Here is a 15,238-nt window from a genome sequence, read left to right as displayed (position 1 = left end):
ATGTCGTCAATAGGTCTGAATGCCGACCGGACGGCTAGCTTTGAAGATGTGTCACGATCACCGCTTCCCGTCCGCGACGGCCTGAACCCCAGTCGCATCCGTCAGCCCGACGACGGCATGTGGACGACGACGCTCGACTACCTGCTCGAACGGTTCCCCCAGGACGCCGTCCGATTGCGGGAGAAGGTCGCAGCCGGGGAGGTCGTCGACGAGAAGGGTGTCGGAATCACCGAGACGAGCGCTTTTGCTCCCCGGCGGTTCGTCTACCTGTACCGCGACCCTCCCGTCGAAACGCGGGTGCCGTTCGAGATCGACATCCTCTATCGGGACGAGAACATCCTGGTCGTGGACAAACCGCATTTCCTGGCGAGCACCCCGCGCGGGCGATACATCGCCGAATCGGCGTTGGTCCGCTTGCGTCGGGACCTCGAACTACCGGAGCTGAGTCCAGCTCATCGCCTCGACCGCGTCACGGCGGGACTGCTGCTGTTCACCGTGCATCAGGCGGCCCGGCGCGACTACCAGACCATGTTCGCCGAGCGCCGCGTCGCCAAGGAGTACGAGGCCATCGCGCGTCACGACGCTCAGGTGAGCACCCCCGTGGTCGTGCGTAGTCGCATCGTGAAAGAACGCGGCGTGCTCAAGGCCGCGGAGATCGAGGGCGAACCCAACAGCGAGTCGCGGATCGAACTGATCGAAACGCGAGACGGCTTCGCGCGGTACCGGTTGACTCCCCATACCGGCAAGACCCATCAACTTCGGCTGCACATGACCTCGCTCGGGCTCCCGATCCACGGCGACAACTTCTATCCCGACTTCTACGACGTTGCCGCAGAAGATTATTCGAACCCGCTGCGCCTGCTGTCGAAGGTTCTCGAGTTCGAGGATCCGAAGACCGGCCGGCTGCAACGGTTCGAAAGTCGGCGGACCCTGTCCTGGCCGGACGAATCAGGCCGTGGCGACTCGCCGTAGGGACCCCGGACCCTTCCACTGCGCCTCCGATACCGGGAGGATGGAAGCGCAGACCGCACCGCAAGAGGAGACCAGATGAGCAAGACCGCCGTCGTACCCGAAGCCGTACGGGAGATCGAGCGCAAGTACGAGGCGCCGGCCGAGCAGGAAGTTCCCGCCTTGGGCGGACTTCCCGGTGTTGTCGGCGAACCGGTCCACGACTCGATACAGCTCTCTGCCACCTACTTCGACACCGCGGACTACCGGTTGCTGGCCGAGAAGATCACGCTGCGCAAGCGTGAGGGTGGCGACGACGCGGGGTGGCACATGAAACTTCCCGCAGGCCAGGACGCTCGAACTGAAATCCAACTTCCCCCGGACGAGAGCACCGATGTGCCCTCGCCGCTGTCGAGTCTGATCCGGGCGATCATTCGCGGTCACGATCTGGTGCCGGTCGCCCTGATCATCACCGATCGGGAGCGCACCAGGCTCAACGGCGAAAACGGTGTGCTGCTTGCCGAAGTGGTCTCCGACACCGTCATCGCCTGCAAGGCAGACGGTTCCGGAGAGTCGACGTGGCAGGAAGTCGAGGTCGAACAAGGCGCAGGCGGGCAAGAGCTGGCCGATGCAATCGAGTCGGTTCTACTGGACGCCGGGCTGGAGCGCTCTGCGAGTCCGTCCAAACTCAAACGAGCACTGGGCACGTCGGTCACACCGTACGCCGGTCACGAGGTCACCTCGGGCAAGGCGTCGAATCCGCGGATCTTGTTGCGTAATTACCTCATCGAACAATTGCGCGCACTGGTCGCCGCGGATCTCGGCACGCGTCGGGCCGACGACGAAGCCGTCCACGACTTCCGGGTTGCGGCACGTCGCATCCGCAGCGCTCTGCAGTCGTACGCCGGCCACTCCCCCAAGACCGACGATCTCATCACGGATCTGCGGTGGATCGGTGGAAAGTTCGGTGACGCCCGCGACGTCGAGGTCCAGTGGGAGCGTCTTGTGGAACGCCTCGGCGAAATCGACGAGATGCCCGAGCGAGAAGCTGTGCGAGCTCGAATCGACGAGTTCTTCTCTGCACGTGGTGAAACCGCCCAGGAAACAGCCCTCGAGGCGCTCGATTCCGAGCGATACACCACGCTGCTCGATCGCCTCGACGAGTACGTCGGCGACCTCGAATTCGACACCGCCACCCACCGCGTCGGAAAGAAGGCATCGGCACGAGAGTTGGCCCATACCCTGCGGCACCTGGCACACAAGGTCGGTAAGCGGGTCGATCACGTCTTCGATGCCGATAGCCGCACCGAGCGTGACGAGCGAATGCACCGCGCCCGCAAGGGAGCCAAGCGGATGAAGTACGCGATCGAGGTCATGGAACCCGTGTCGAAGAGCCGAGCGAAGCGCGCACTGAAGCATTTCAGCCACTTCCAGGATGTTCTCGGCGAGCACCAGGATTCCGTTGTCGCCCAACATCATCTACTTGCAATGGCAGCCGAGCAGGAGCATACCTCGCTCACCAGTTTCGGATTGGGCATGGCCTACCGACGAGAACTGGAAATAGCCGACGGGCAATCGACCCTGCTACGCAAGACGTGGAAGGAAGCCGTGAAGTCAGCATCGTCACTCTGGTGACTTCGCTGTAACCAGTCGACCGATCTCGATCATTTCAGAGGGAGTAGACATGAACACACTTGCAGGACACCAGGATGTCGTCGCCGGTATCGACGGATCCGAGGCCTCGACGGCGGCGGCCCGGTGGGCGGCCTCCGTCGCGAACGCGGTGAACTCACGACTGATTCTGGCGCACGCCCTGCCGCAAGAGGGCCCGATCTACAGTCCCGCTGCGGTGATGTTGCAGTCACAGTTCCTCAGCCAGATCCGCGAAGACGGCGAAGCGATCGTCGATGCCGCCGCCACGGTGATTTCGGCCGAATTCCCCGAACTGACCATCGAATCCGAGATCGCGCCAGGGCCGGCGTCGACGCATATCCTCGAATCCTCGGGTACCGCACGCCTGATCGTGATGGGGTCGACCGGATCGGGTGCACTGCGCTCACGGCTGCTCGGATCGACCGCACTGAAGGTGGCCAATCATGCAACCTGTCCGGTCACCGTGTGGCGTGGTTCGGCGGAGAATCCCGGCCCGGATCAGCGTCCCGTCATCGTCGGAGTCGACGGAAGCGCGTTGAGCAAGAAGGCCGTCGAGTACGCGTTTCGTTATGCCGATCAGTTCGACGCGCCGCTCATCGCGGTCCACACCTGGCAGGGCTCGTCCACCTTCCGCGAAGGCGGAGCGGGAATCCTGATCGACTGGGAGGCTGTCGAGCAGGAGGAATCGGCGCTACTGGCGGAAAATCTAGCCGGTATGGCCGACCAGTACCCGGACGTGCCGGTCACCCGCATCAGTGAACCCGGTGCCGCTGCTCCCGTCATGCTCAAATACGCCGACGACGCACAGTTGATAGTTGTCGGAAGTCACGGCCGCAGTGCGATGGCGGGCGCCGTGATGGGCTCCACCAGCCAGAATCTGCTGCACCATGCGCCAGGGCCGGTCATGATCTGTCGCGCCTGAATTGCTGTGCGCCTTTATTAACCCCCCGCGGTTAATAAAGGCGCACAGCAGGGGTCAGGCGAGACCCGTGCCCACCAACTGACCTACTCCGTACGTCACGGCCATCGCCAGCGCGCCGCCGATCACCACGCGTAGCACCGCTCTGGTCTTGCGAGCTCCGCCGAGCGTCGCGCTGATCGTCCCGGTCAGCGCAAGTGCGATCAGCACCGCGAAAAATGCGATAGGGACGCGGATGCCTGTCGGCGGCACCAGAATTGCGACCAACGGGATCGCCGCGCCGATCGTGAACGAGATTGCCGACGAAATCGCCGCGTGCCACGGATTGGTGAGATCGTCTGGATCGATACCCAATTCGACTTCTACGTGCGCCGCGAAGGCGTCGTGCTCGGTTAATTCTTCGGCGACGCGGCGGGCCGTCTCCGGACTCAATCCCTTGTTCTCGTAGATCTCGGTCAGTTCCTGAAGTTCAGCCTCCGGGGTCTCGAGGAGTTCCTTCTTCTCCTTCTGCAGGAGTGCGCGTTCGGTATCCCGCTGAGCGCTGACCGAGACGTACTCGCCCAACGCCATGGACACAGCGCCGGCAACCAGTCCAGCAAAACCTGCTGTGAAGATCGCGGAGCGCTCGGTCGTGGCTGCCGCAACACCGACCACGAGACCTGCGGTCGAGACGATTCCGTCGTTTGCACCCAGAACACCTGCACGCAGCCAGTTGAGGCGATTGTTCAAACTCGGTGCGTGAGGTTCCGATTCCCCACCGGGCGCCCCGTCGGTCAACTGCACACTGTCTCCGGACATGGCAACAGATTAGGACGATCAGTCCGGTTGCGATAGCAATCTGAGCCTGTCCTTCGCGCACTGATATATTCCGATTGGCACCCCAACCAAGCATTTGTTAGGTTTGAAATCGGCAGACATCTGGAGGCATTGTGAGCGCAGTACGCACCGCTTTTGTCAGCGGCGGAACCGGTGGAATCGGGTCGGCGATAGCCCTGACCCTTGCCGAACGCGGACACGACGTCGCCTTCACCTACCGAAACAACAAGGGCGCTGCCGAGCAACTGAGCGAGCAGATTCGAGCGCATGGCGTGCGCGCCCACTCGTACTCTCTCGACTTGACCGACGAGTTGTCGATCAGCGCCGCCGTCAACGATGCGGTCGATGATCTGGGCACATTGACGACGCTGGTCCACGCTGCGGGACCGCACGTCCCGATGACGCACCTCTCACGTGTGACGCCGGCGTTCTTCACCGAACAACTCAACCAGGAGGCCGCGGCGTTCTTCACCCTCGTCCACACCGCCCTGCCTGCGCTGCGTGCATCCTCGGGTTCGGTGGTGGCGGTGACAACCGCGGCAACGGATCGCTTTCCCGTGCGCGACGGACTCTCCGCTGGCACCAAAGGGGCTGTCGAACAACTTGTTCGCGGATTCGCCGCAGAGGAAGGACGCTACGGCGTCCGGTTCAACGCTGTAGGACCAGGCATGTTGACGGACGGAATGGCGGAGCGCCTGATCAGCTCCGCCGAACTCGACCAAGGCGCGCTCGACGTGACGATGAGCCGAATCCCGTTGAAGCGCTTCGGATCAGCTGCCGACATCGCCGAAGCAGTATGTTTCCTCGCAAGCGACGCGGCCGGATTCATCAGCGGTCAGAAGCTCAACGTCGACGGTGGCTACACCGTCTGAGCGCTATCCGCCCAACTTGCGAAAGACCAGTCGCACGGCAAGTTCCAGGTGCGCCATCACCTCGTCCGTCGTCATCCGGCCCGCAACCCACGAGACGAGACTCGACATCCAGACGTCGTCGATCACCTTCACCGCGTCCAACTGCTGCTGCGAGACTTCCTCGACACCGATCGCCTTCGCGAACATCTCGGTCACGACCCCACCGAGCGCGTTGAGTTCCGGGGTCGCCGACGCGTCCGCGAACATGTACGCCCGAACCAACGCTTCGTAACGGAGGTGATCGGTCTCGAGGACCTCCGTATTCTTGCGCAGCACAAACAGAATCCGGTCCGACGGAGTCTCGCCCGGGATTACAAAGTCTTGGAATCTGTCACGCAAACCCTCGAACATCCACAACAATGCGACGACAAGCATGTGGTTCTTGGACGGGAAATACCGGTAAACAGTGCCGATCGCGACGCCGGCGCGATCGGCCACCGATCGCATCTGCACCGCGTCGTAGCCGCCTTCGGAGGCGGATTCCATTGCGGCGTCGACAATCCGGCGAAAACGCGCTCGCTGCGACGGCGTCGTACGACGTCCGGTCACCGAGCTACGTTCGACCACCGACTGGTCTGCCTTGTCGCCACCTGCCATGTCCACAACCCTTTTTAGACGTCGTTTTGCCGACTCCCAATGTAGCCGCCCAACGCAATTGTCGGGTGCATGACTGCCCGCTTCCGAAACTGCCCGCCAGTGGAACTGGCCCAGATCAGGAAGCGCGCCGCGGCCGATCGGATCGGCCGCGTCTACGTGGATCTTCCGACCAGTCGCGAGAGGGTGCGCGTCGGCCCGGAGCTGGAGCCCGGCGTCTGTCGGGTTGTGGTGCCCGTCGTTCCGGTCGGCGTTGCCCAGTTGGAGCAGGCTGGGCGCGGCGAGCTGGCGGCCTCCGTCGATCGGTCTGTGGCTTCTTGGCAATGCCGAACCGAGGCTTGCCGAAGACCAGCGGTATCCAACCGCGACCGCTGCTCTCGGCCGAGGCGACAGCCTCGGGCTCACGGAAGGCTGCGTGCGCGATGAGCCCGAACATCAGCAGGGTGGTGATCATCGACGTTCCGCCCGCCGAGATGAGCGGTAGTTGCAGACCGGTCACCGGAATCAGGCCGACGACGTAGGCGATGTTGATGAACGCCTGCACGACGATCAACGTCGTTGCCGTCGCTGTCATGACTTTGAGGAACGGATCAGTGGACCGTTTCGCGATCCGCAGCCCGACGATCAGAACCGCGGCAAAGAGAGCGACGACGATCAGCGCGCCGACCAGACCCAACTCTTCACCGATCACGGCAAAAATGAAGTCGTTGTGCGCCTGCGGGAGATAGCTCCATTTGGCGTCGGACTGTCCTAGACCGCGCCCGAAGATGCCTCCGTTCGCCAGTGCGTACTTGGCCTGAGTGCTCTGGAAGTTCAAACCCTGCGGGTCGAGATCAGGATTGAGGAAAGCCTTGATGCGATCCGAGCGGTAACCAGCAGTAAGCCCGAGCACGAGAAATGCGACTGCGGAACCGAGTGTGAGGCTGATGAATGTCTTCATCCGGAACAGCCCGAACCACAGCACCGACATGAAAATGATGCCGATGGTGATGGTGGTTCCGAGGTCCTTCTCCAACACCACCAGAACCAGAACCAGCAACGTCGTACCGCCGATCACCGGCAGCGCGCGGTTGACGTCCATCCGCGCCTTCATGAACGACGCAACCGTCGCTGCGGACCAGATCGCCAGAGCAAGTTTGGCCAGCTCCGACGGCTGGAAGGAAATGCCCGCGATCACGAACCAGCTGCGAGCACCCATTTGTTCCGAGCCGATACCTGGAATCAGCACCAGGACAAGCAGAACAAGACACAGGATCAGCAGCCACGGGGAGGCTCTACGCATTGTTTCGGTCGGCAACCGCACGACTGCCACGAACATCACCAAGCCGATCGCCGCGAACATGCACTGGGGCCAGAATCTGGCATAGGACGTCCCGGACAACACATAGGATTCGACGCCCGAAGACGACAGCACCATCAGCAGTCCGAACGCGACGATCAGCACGACCAGACCGACGATCATATGGAAATCGAACAGTGGCCGATTGGTCCACATCGCCGTTCGAGCGCGGAAGGGTGTCGATGTGCGGTCACGTTTGTCCGACGCTCCACGGGGTGAGTTAACTGGCTCTCCACTCCCGCGACCGTTGGGCTTGTCTTCACTGCGACCGGTCACCACACAAGTATCGTCCCACGACTCCTAACCCATGGGTAACACAAGTCCCATGAGTCACACGGGCTCGGCCTTCCGAGGTCCATGTAGACCCACGAAATACCAGGTCACGTCCTTCGCCGGCGTCGGTCTGCCACCGCTCCCGCCAACGAGAGCGTCAACATGACCACGCAGACGGCAAGCGCGATCCCGAACGCACGTCCGTATCCGTCGGGCGAGCATCCGAGTACACCGAGATACAACCCCGATACCGCGGCCAGCGAGATGGTCGCTGACAGGCGCTGAGACAGTTGAAGGAAACCCGCCGCAACACCGTTCGCGCCCGGCGGTGCATATTCGAGAGTCAGTACCCGATTGGGCGCGTCGACCAAACCGCTGGCAACTCCCGACAACACCGCCAGGACCACCAGCACCGGGATCAGATGTTCCCGCGGAATCAGATTGACCGCTGCGATGTAGCCGAGGATGACAAGGATCTCGCCGACGATGGCAAAAACCACTGCACTTCGGCCGAACCTGGCAACCAGCCGCCATCCGAAAGCCGACGTCAATGCCATCGCGAGTGAGCTACCGGTCATGATCAACGCCGCACTCAGCGGGGCGAAGCCCAAACCCTCGATCAGATAGAGGCTGAGCACCGCGTTGACGGCGAGGATGGATCCGAACCAGAAGAGTGCAACCGTCGTACCCAACCGGAAGCCCCGCGAGGCGATCAACGACGGAAGCAGTACCGGCGTCCCGCCGCGCTCGGCGTACCGACGTTCCCAGAACCAGAAGGCAACGGCAGCGCCGAACGCACCGATCAGGAAAGCCGCAGCCACAGTGACACTGGTCCGGGTCACGATGGGCCACAACAGGAGCCCGGTCGTAGTCGCCAGCAGACACAGCCCAACCGGATCGATCGACGCGCCCGATCGGGTAGTTCGATCACGGCGCAGAAAGCGAAACGCCAAAATCAGAGTGATCACGGCAAACGGCACGTTGAGAACGAGAAGCAACCGCCATCCGAAGTCGGCGTCAGAATACTTCAGCAGAACGCCACCGAGGATCGGTCCGGAAACGCCGGCCAGACCACCCGCGGTGCTGTACGCGCCCAACGCCTTCGCCCGAGCCTTTCCGGACACCCGGTCGGTGATGATGCCGAGCACCTGCGAACTGATGGTGCCTGCGCCGATCCCCTGCCCAAGACGAGCCAACACGATCATCGACGGATCCGACGCACACGCTCCGAGGATTCCCATCACCGCGAAAATGCTCAGGCCCGCCAAGAACAAGCGTCGACGCCCGACGACGTCACCGAGTCGGCCCGCCGGCACCAGGGCCAAGCCGAAAGTCAGCGAATAGCTCGCAAGGATCCACTGCACCTCCGAGGTCGACGCGCCCAGCGACGCCCGGATCGACGGAACCCCGATTCCGAGCACCGCCGAATCGAGAAGGGTGGTGAAACCCGCAGCTACGCAGACGACGATTTCCCAGCGGACGGCCGAACCGAGCTTGGTGGATTCGGCCGTCGCTGTGACTGTGTGGGACAGGACCCGTTACCCCGCAGCTTCAGACGTGGTCCGACGCGTGAGCGGCGGTCGCAACCCCAAGTGCTCTCGCAGCGTCGACGTGGAGTACTCGGTGCGGTACGCCCCACGCTCCTGCAGTTCCGGGATCAACCAGTCGACGATCTCGTCGAGCCCGGTCGGCACCAGGTACGGCGAGATGTTGAAGCCGTCCGAAGCTCCGTTGCGCACCCAATGGACCAACTGATCTGCGACCTGCCCCGGAGTGCCCGCAAAACCCGAACGCTGCGAGGTCTCGATGGCGACCTGACGTAGGGACAGATTCTTTGCCTCGGCAAGGGCACGCCATTCACGCGCGATCGCAATGGGGTCGTTGCCGTCCCGTGCGGAACCGCGCGTCTCCGAAACCGGGCGGGCAACCGGATCTTCCTCGGGGAGTGGACCGTCGGGGTCTCGATCGGAAAGGTCCTTACCCCACACCAGTCCGACGAGAGAGAGGGCAGTCTGACCGGTGAACTGGCCTTCGAGGACCCACCGTGCCTTCTCCTCGACTTCGGGCTCGTTCTCCGCCAACACGATCTGCGTGCTGGGCAAGATCTTGACGTCGTCCTCCGGTCGCCCGGCTTTACGCAACCGAGCCCGAATGTCGTCGGCGAAGTCGAGTGCGCCGTCGAAATGAGTCCCGTGTCGCGAGAAGATGACGTCGGCATGGGTCGCCGCGAAATCGCGTCCACTCGGGGAATCACCCGCTTGGAAGATGACCGGATGCCCCTGGCGGCTTCGGGGAAGCGTCGGCGTCACGGAGATGTCGAACTGTGAAGTCTGTCTGCGCACGTCGCCGACGGCACCCGGGGTAGACCAGTTCTCGGACGTACGAGAATCCGAGATCGCGTCGTCGGCCCACGAATCCCACAGTGCCCGCGCGGTTTCGATGAACTGCCCGGCACGCTCGTAGCGCAGGGAGTGGTCGAGGAAACCACCGCGACGGAAGTTCTCTCCCGTCCACGCGTTGTCGGTGGTCACCGCATTCCAGCCGGCCCGTCCGTCGGAAAGTAGGTCGAGGCCGGAGAGTCGACGCGCAAGGTCGGCCGGTTCGTTGTACGTGGTGTTCTGTGTCGCGACCAACCCGATCTTGTCGGTGATACCGGCGAGGGCGGCCAACTGCGCAATGGCGTCGGGTCGGCCGGCGATATCCAGATCGAGAATCTTGCCGTTCTGTTCACGAAGCCGCAGGCCTTCACCGAGGAAGAAGGCGTCGAACAGACCTCGCTCGGCGGTGAGTACCAACCGCCGAAACGTCTCGAAGTCGATCTGGGATCCGCTCGCGGAATCGGACCAGATGGTGGTGTGGTTGACCCCCTGGAAGAAGACACCGAAGTGAACGTGAGCGTCGGGTCGAGGTACGGCGGAGCGTGATGCAGTCATGGCCGAAATATCCTTAGCGCGAAGTCAAGTCAGGAGGAGTGGGCGAATCGATTTGCGGGCCGCTGCAGACCGAGGTTGCCCCTCAGGGTCGATCCCGGAACCGGGCGTCGCGTCAACCCGGCCTTGGACAGCGTCGGAAGCACGAATTTGGCCAGCACCGGAAGGTCCTCGTCGATCACGAGAGCATGGAAATGAACACCGTCGAGGTGTCCGGCCAATTCCTTCAGAACCACGGCCGCTTCCCCCGGATCTGCAGCCAGGAGCAGTCGGCCGGTGACGACGGCATTCCCGTACGAGTTCAGCTCGGTCCTCCGCTGCGCCGCAGACAGATTCGGCGTATCGAATGCCACATCGACCTCGGCGACCACCAATGACGCGCCCTCATCGCGCGCCTTGGCAGCCGACTGTGCAATGGTCTCCACCGAATCACCCGAAACGAGAACAACATCCGGCTGGCGTGGATCGATTTCGCCGTAGCGGCCGAACACCACCAACTGGCCTTGAGGCGGCCGCGGAACGATTGCCGGCCCCTTCACCGAGAACGTGTCGCCCTCGAAATTGACGTAATGCAGACGATCACGTTCGAGGAAACGCCCACTGAGATAGTCACGAACGACGGCGTCGTCCTCCCACGAGTCCCAGAGATCGGTCACAACGGTGACCGAATCCCGCTGCTCTTGCTGACGCGCCGACTCCGTTGTTACCGGAGCCCTCCCCCACGCCCTCGCCGCGGCATCGTCTTCGACCGGAACAGCAAGCCAGCCGCCACGCCCACGCGAGGAGTAGTCCAACGTCGCCAATTGCGAGGACGTATGAAACGGTTCGGCGTACGTGGTCCCGACGACGGGGACCAGCCCGATCGTGCTGGTTGTCGCCGCCACGTACGACGCCCTAGAGACGGCATCGATGCGGCCGACGACGTCACCACTCGGGGGGAGGATGGAATCGTCGAACGTCGCGAACGTGAAGCCGGCATTCTCGGCAGCCGCGACGCGATCGCGCACGGCTTTGCCCGTGAGCAGCTGGTCCGGGCGGTGTGAGCTTCGGCGCCAGGCAGCGGGGTGAGTGCCCTCGCCGTCCAGTTCGATACCCACGGCAAATACAGTCATGTGTCCTCCATCGGTCCTGGCGGTAGCACCCACACTGCGGTTAGGTAGCGGGTTGCTGCGGCATCATCGAGCCAGGTCTCTCAGCCACTCTGGATGGTGGATGCAATCTATGCGGGCCACGCTGGGCAAGTCAAATCACGCTTGTCGAATCATATTGACCTACAACATATTTCAATACAATCATCCTGATCGAAAGGGTTGCGCAACGCTAGCCGACGTAGACACGAAAGAGCTCCGCCCGACTCGCGCCGGACGGAGCTCTCGGTGTGCGCTGGAACGCTACTTCGCACCCATCCATGCCTGATCGAACAGCATGATGCCGGTTGCAGTCGGAACCACACCGTGCACGTTCTTCTGCCAAGCCCAGAACGACGTGAGCCCGCCGATCGGCGCCGACGGAACCGTCTCGTTCCACAGCGTCTGAATCTTGCCGATGATCGCCAGGGTCGACGAATTGTCCTTGGCTTGTTGTAGATCTGCGATCAGCTGATCCATCGCCGGGTTCGCATATCCAGCAGTATTCGCCATCGAGGTGCTGTTGGTCGTGGAGAACAATCCGAGATCGAGAATCGACTCGTACATTCCGATGCCCGCGTGCGCGAGGTCGAAATCGTGCTTGACGTAGACGTTCTGCACGATGTCGCCGGCGTTGTTGGCCAAGATCAAGTTCACCTCGAACCCGACGGCCTGCAACAGTGACTGCACGGCGAGGCCGATCGCGTGGTCCTTCGGCTCACTGAGAACGACGTAGTCGAGGCTGCCGTCGTACCCGTCTGCCTTCGCCTGATTCAGAAGTTCCTTCGACTTTTCGGGGTCGTAGGCAATACCCGGTGTGTCTACATGCCATTGAGACGTCGGACCGAACAACTCCGAGCCCGGCAGTCCCTCACCGTTTTCCACTCGCTGATCGATCAACGTGGTGTCGAGCGCGTAGCCGATAGCCTGACGGACGCGAACATCCGAGCCCGGTCGGCCCTCACGGTTGTTGATAATCTCGGCACTACCGGCATTGAGCACGTCGATGTAGCCGGGGTAGCCAGCGGACTTGGCGGAATTGATCGCCGACGTGAGGCCGCGAATGTAGGCGACATCGAGCTGACCGCTGTTCAATGATTCGAGATTGGCCTGCGGGCCGTTGAGCGCAACCATCCGCAACTTGTCCAGCTTGGGGGCGCCGCCGTAGTAGGACGGGTTGGCCTTGAAGATTCGCTCGACGCTCGGTGTGAAGACATCTTCGGTGAAGGGTCCGGCTCCGACGGCGGTGAACTTGTCGCCCTGCTGCGAACTCGGGGCGACGATCATCCCGTGCCCGAGAGCGAGCATCGACGGAAAACGCATCCACGGCGTCTTCAGCTTGAATTCCACCGTCGTCGGACCGCTTGCCTGCGCCGATTCCACCGAAGCCAGCCACAGTTCGGCGCCATTGCCCTTGCCCGCGTTGTACCGATCGATGCTCGCGATCACGGCGTTGGCGTCGAGGGTGGTGCCGTCACTGAACTTCACACCGTCGCGAAGTTTCAGCGTCCAGGTGGCTCCGTCGTCGGCTGTCTCGAGCGATTCAGCCAACTTGGGCTCGAACTCGCCGCTCGCAGTGTCGTAACTCATCAGGACGTCGTACACAGCAGCGAAGGCCTCACCGCCGGAACCGCCGCGCGCGGCCGTCTTCGTCGGGTCGAGTGAGGGAACGAGCACCTGTACGCCGTACGTCATGGTCCCGCCGGCCACCGCAGTTCCCGGATCGGGCTGCTCGTTGACCATGCCGGTCACGACGTCCGCCGACGCGGTCGTCGTATCGGTCCCGCTGTCGTCACCGTTGCTCGCGCAGCCCACCAACAGAACCCCGGTGCCGAACAATGCGACGGCGACCCGGCTGACTTTCCCGATGCGCCAAGATCTCGAGTGCGACACGGAGATTCCACCTCACTTTCAGTAGACGCAGCCACGGATCGGCCGCAATCGGCTAATAGTGATGTCCTCTGTGGAGTGACGCCCAGCACGTTCCCGGTGACCGGAAACATTCACGGAGACAAAGGATGCGCATAACTGAGATGATCGGGCCGAGTGGTTGACGGCGACTGACATCCGAATACGAAAAAGCTCCAACCTTATGTTCGAAGAACATGAGATTGGAGCTTGTCGAAAAGAATTATGGTGGCCAGGGCCGGGATCGAACCGGCGACCTTCCGCTTTTCAGGCGGACGCTCGTACCAACTGAGCTACCTGGCCGGACGGCACCCGAACCGAATGCCTATCGCATTGCTTTGTTCTCAACCGATTGATTGAGAACAAAGCTTTGCGACCCTGACGGGACTCGAACCCGCGACCTCCGCCGTGACAGGGCGGCGCGCTAACCAACTGCGCCACAGGGCCTTGCTTTTTCCTTGCTGTGAAACCGTACTACATCTTCGAGCCGCTCCCAAACCACTGTCCTGGCCTGGCATTTGTGCATCTCAAAGCGTGTCGTGCGGGTCAAACCATACTGCATCGTTTCGCTTTCGCAAAACGTACCCCCTACGGGATTCGAACCCGCGCTACCGCCTTGAAAGGGCGGCGTCCTAGGCCGCTAGACGAAGGGGGCCCGCCGGATCTCTCCGAACTAGTACCCCAACGGCGTTCCGTTGGGAGCTTGGATAGCTTATGGCACGGCATTCGGAAATCACAAATCGCCTGTTCACGGGCAGAAAAGTGCACTATTCAGTGTCAGGGAACTCGACTTGGGGCCACCCGTCACGATGGAACGTCTCCAACCACTGCGGCGTAGCCATGGCTTCGAGGACTACTTCGAGAGACTCCTCGAACCACTCGCCCAGATCTCCACTGGAGGCAATCAGGTCTGCCATGTACCGCTGGCCGGCAAGGCTCGCTGCCAGTACACGCGTGAATTTGTCCGGGTCGGCGTCTTCTCGGAGCAAACCGTCGTCCTTGGCACGCAATGCCAACTCATAGGCGGTCTTTCCCCAGACCTGCCCACCACCGGACTGCACATCCTTGTAGAACTCGGGCTCGATGATCAGCCGGAATTCCGCCTGCACGATCACCTCGGCACGGAAGACCTCGGCAATGTCGAGCACGAGACCGTGCAAAGCGACGAATGGATCGAGGTCTGTTCTCTTGGCCCAACGATCAGTAATTCCAGTGAAGGTTTCGATAGCCGAGGTCAGAACCGCTCGCGCCAACTCTTCCTTGGACTGGAAATGGAAATACATGGCGCCTTTGGTGGCGCGGGAGCCCTCGAGGATCGTGTTCACCGACGCAGCTGCATAGCCGCGCTTGGCGAATTCGACTGCAGCCGCTTCGACCAGGGCGGCGCGGGTACGCCGCGCACGCTCTTGTTGACGTGCCATTTACGGTGTTGTGCCTCTCGCAGAGTTGGTACGCAGAGCCGCCGTGATCGGCGCCTGTCATCCCCCGAAACTTCACAATATCCCCTCCACCACACCCTACGTAAGGACTAGAGCCATACCCGCCAAAAGTACTAGACGCAATCGGCTGTTCAGGGGACAAGAACCGACTTTATGCCCAAAAGACACCAAGTGGTATGGTTTTGGCCGCTCGGGTGCGCCGCAGGGGGTGCGCATCCGAGCTTTTTCGTGCCCGAGATTCTGACAATTCGACCTCGCAGACGGAACTGCTTCGCCGACCGATGGACAGCAGTCCCAAGGTTTTAAACAACTAGTGCAATTGTTTATTCCCCCTTTTCCGTCGAAACCGTACTGGCAGCATCGAAACAACACAGTTAGACT

Annotated in this window: 12 protein-coding genes, 3 tRNA genes and 1 riboswitch; of the genes, 4 read left to right on the top strand and 11 right to left on the bottom strand. The window is 62.0% G+C overall.

The features are described from left to right. Positions 1-48: 48 nt before the first annotated feature. The 3 genes from G4D79_RS11650 (at position 49) to G4D79_RS11640 (ending at position 3,523) form a co-directional block, all read left to right on the top strand. Positions 49-972 carry a pseudouridine synthase gene (locus G4D79_RS11650; protein WP_081377549.1) on the top strand — a complete coding sequence of 308 codons (924 nt, stop codon included), beginning with the start codon at positions 49-51 and terminating at the stop codon, positions 970-972. Between the two features lie 75 nt (positions 973-1,047). Next, complete coding sequence (locus G4D79_RS11645; RefSeq protein ID WP_030535267.1) at positions 1,048-2,583, top strand: CYTH and CHAD domain-containing protein; 1,536 nt, start codon at positions 1,048-1,050, stop codon at positions 2,581-2,583. Positions 2,584-2,632: 49 nt separating this feature from the next. Continuing rightward, positions 2,633-3,523, top strand: a complete 891-nt coding sequence (locus tag G4D79_RS11640; RefSeq protein WP_047271050.1) for a universal stress protein — start codon at positions 2,633-2,635, stop codon at positions 3,521-3,523. A gap of 54 nt (positions 3,524-3,577) precedes the next feature. Here the strand turns inward: G4D79_RS11640 and G4D79_RS11635 are convergent, their stop codons facing one another. Then, positions 3,578-4,318 (bottom strand): VIT family protein, encoded by a 741-nt coding sequence (locus G4D79_RS11635; RefSeq protein WP_007733901.1) that lies wholly within the window; start codon positions 4,316-4,318, stop codon positions 3,578-3,580. 131 nt (positions 4,319-4,449) lie between these two features. Here G4D79_RS11635 and G4D79_RS11630 point away from each other — a divergent pair, with 131 nt between their 5' ends. Further along, on the top strand, positions 4,450-5,208 hold the full coding sequence (locus G4D79_RS11630; protein WP_007733899.1) for an SDR family NAD(P)-dependent oxidoreductase: 759 nt from the start codon (positions 4,450-4,452) through the stop codon (positions 5,206-5,208). A 3-nt stretch (positions 5,209-5,211) separates the two neighbouring features. Here the strand turns inward: G4D79_RS11630 and G4D79_RS11625 are convergent, their stop codons facing one another. The 10 genes from G4D79_RS11625 to G4D79_RS11580 all read right to left on the bottom strand — a co-directional run bounded on the left by G4D79_RS11625 (position 5,212) and on the right by G4D79_RS11580 (position 14,839). Next, positions 5,212-5,844, bottom strand: a complete 633-nt coding sequence (locus G4D79_RS11625) for a TetR family transcriptional regulator (RefSeq protein WP_007733896.1) — start codon at positions 5,842-5,844, stop codon at positions 5,212-5,214. Between the two features lie 115 nt (positions 5,845-5,959). After that, positions 5,960-7,336 carry a putative lipid II flippase FtsW gene (ftsW, locus tag G4D79_RS11620; RefSeq protein WP_007733895.1) on the bottom strand — a complete coding sequence of 459 codons (1,377 nt, stop codon included), beginning with the start codon at positions 7,334-7,336 and terminating at the stop codon, positions 5,960-5,962. Between the two features lie 224 nt (positions 7,337-7,560). Then, positions 7,561-8,922, bottom strand: coding sequence for an MFS transporter (locus tag G4D79_RS11615; protein ID WP_099697812.1), 1,362 nt, complete (start codon positions 8,920-8,922; stop codon positions 7,561-7,563). 69 nt (positions 8,923-8,991) lie between these two features. Further along, positions 8,992-10,386 (bottom strand): NtaA/DmoA family FMN-dependent monooxygenase, encoded by a 1,395-nt coding sequence (locus tag G4D79_RS11610; RefSeq protein WP_030535263.1) that lies wholly within the window; start codon positions 10,384-10,386, stop codon positions 8,992-8,994. Positions 10,387-10,415: 29 nt separating this feature from the next. Then, a complete protein-coding gene (locus G4D79_RS11605) occupies positions 10,416-11,495 on the bottom strand; it encodes an LLM class flavin-dependent oxidoreductase (RefSeq protein ID WP_030535262.1) in 1,080 nt (359 codons plus the stop codon). A 4-nt stretch (positions 11,496-11,499) separates the two neighbouring features. Then, positions 11,500-11,595: riboswitch (SAM riboswitch) on the bottom strand. A 179-nt stretch (positions 11,596-11,774) separates the two neighbouring features. Beyond that, a complete protein-coding gene (locus G4D79_RS11600; protein WP_007733883.1) occupies positions 11,775-13,403 on the bottom strand; it encodes an ABC transporter substrate-binding protein in 1,629 nt (542 codons plus the stop codon). Positions 13,404-13,644: 241 nt separating this feature from the next. Next, positions 13,645-13,721: transfer RNA gene (locus G4D79_RS11595), tRNA-Phe, on the bottom strand. A 70-nt stretch (positions 13,722-13,791) separates the two neighbouring features. Then, positions 13,792-13,865: transfer RNA gene (locus tag G4D79_RS11590), tRNA-Asp, on the bottom strand. A 135-nt stretch (positions 13,866-14,000) separates the two neighbouring features. After that, positions 14,001-14,073, bottom strand: a tRNA-Glu gene (locus G4D79_RS11585). A gap of 112 nt (positions 14,074-14,185) precedes the next feature. Then, positions 14,186-14,839: a TetR/AcrR family transcriptional regulator gene (locus G4D79_RS11580; RefSeq protein ID WP_003940323.1), complete on the bottom strand. Its 654-nt coding sequence runs from the start codon at positions 14,837-14,839 to the stop codon at positions 14,186-14,188. Positions 14,840-15,238 lie beyond the last annotated feature (399 nt).

Source organism: Rhodococcus sp. WY5, from assembly GCF_018588185.1.
In the GTDB taxonomy this organism is placed as follows: domain Bacteria; phylum Actinomycetota; class Actinomycetes; order Mycobacteriales; family Mycobacteriaceae; genus Rhodococcus_F; species Rhodococcus_F qingshengii.
This window is presented reverse-complemented; position numbering and strand designations above follow the sequence as displayed.

Excerpts from the sequence above, each read along its gene's own strand:
- G4D79_RS11625 (WP_007733896.1), bottom strand. The coding sequence starts at position 5,844 with ATGGCAGGTGGCGACAAGGCAGACCAGTCGGTGGTCGAACGTAGCTCG.
- G4D79_RS11635 (WP_007733901.1), bottom strand. The coding sequence starts at position 4,318 with ATGTCCGGAGACAGTGTGCAGTTGACCGACGGGGCGCCCGGTGGGGAA.
- G4D79_RS11580 (WP_003940323.1), bottom strand. The coding sequence starts at position 14,839 with ATGGCACGTCAACAAGAGCGTGCGCGGCGTACCCGCGCCGCCCTGGTC.
- G4D79_RS11610 (WP_030535263.1), bottom strand. The coding sequence starts at position 10,386 with ATGACTGCATCACGCTCCGCCGTACCTCGACCCGACGCTCACGTTCAC.
- G4D79_RS11640 (WP_047271050.1), top strand. The coding sequence starts at position 2,633 with ATGAACACACTTGCAGGACACCAGGATGTCGTCGCCGGTATCGACGGA.
- ftsW (WP_007733895.1), bottom strand. The coding sequence starts at position 7,336 with ATGTGGACCAATCGGCCACTGTTCGATTTCCATATGATCGTCGGTCTG.
- G4D79_RS11645 (WP_030535267.1), top strand. The coding sequence starts at position 1,048 with ATGAGCAAGACCGCCGTCGTACCCGAAGCCGTACGGGAGATCGAGCGC.
- G4D79_RS11605 (WP_030535262.1), bottom strand. The coding sequence starts at position 11,495 with ATGACTGTATTTGCCGTGGGTATCGAACTGGACGGCGAGGGCACTCAC.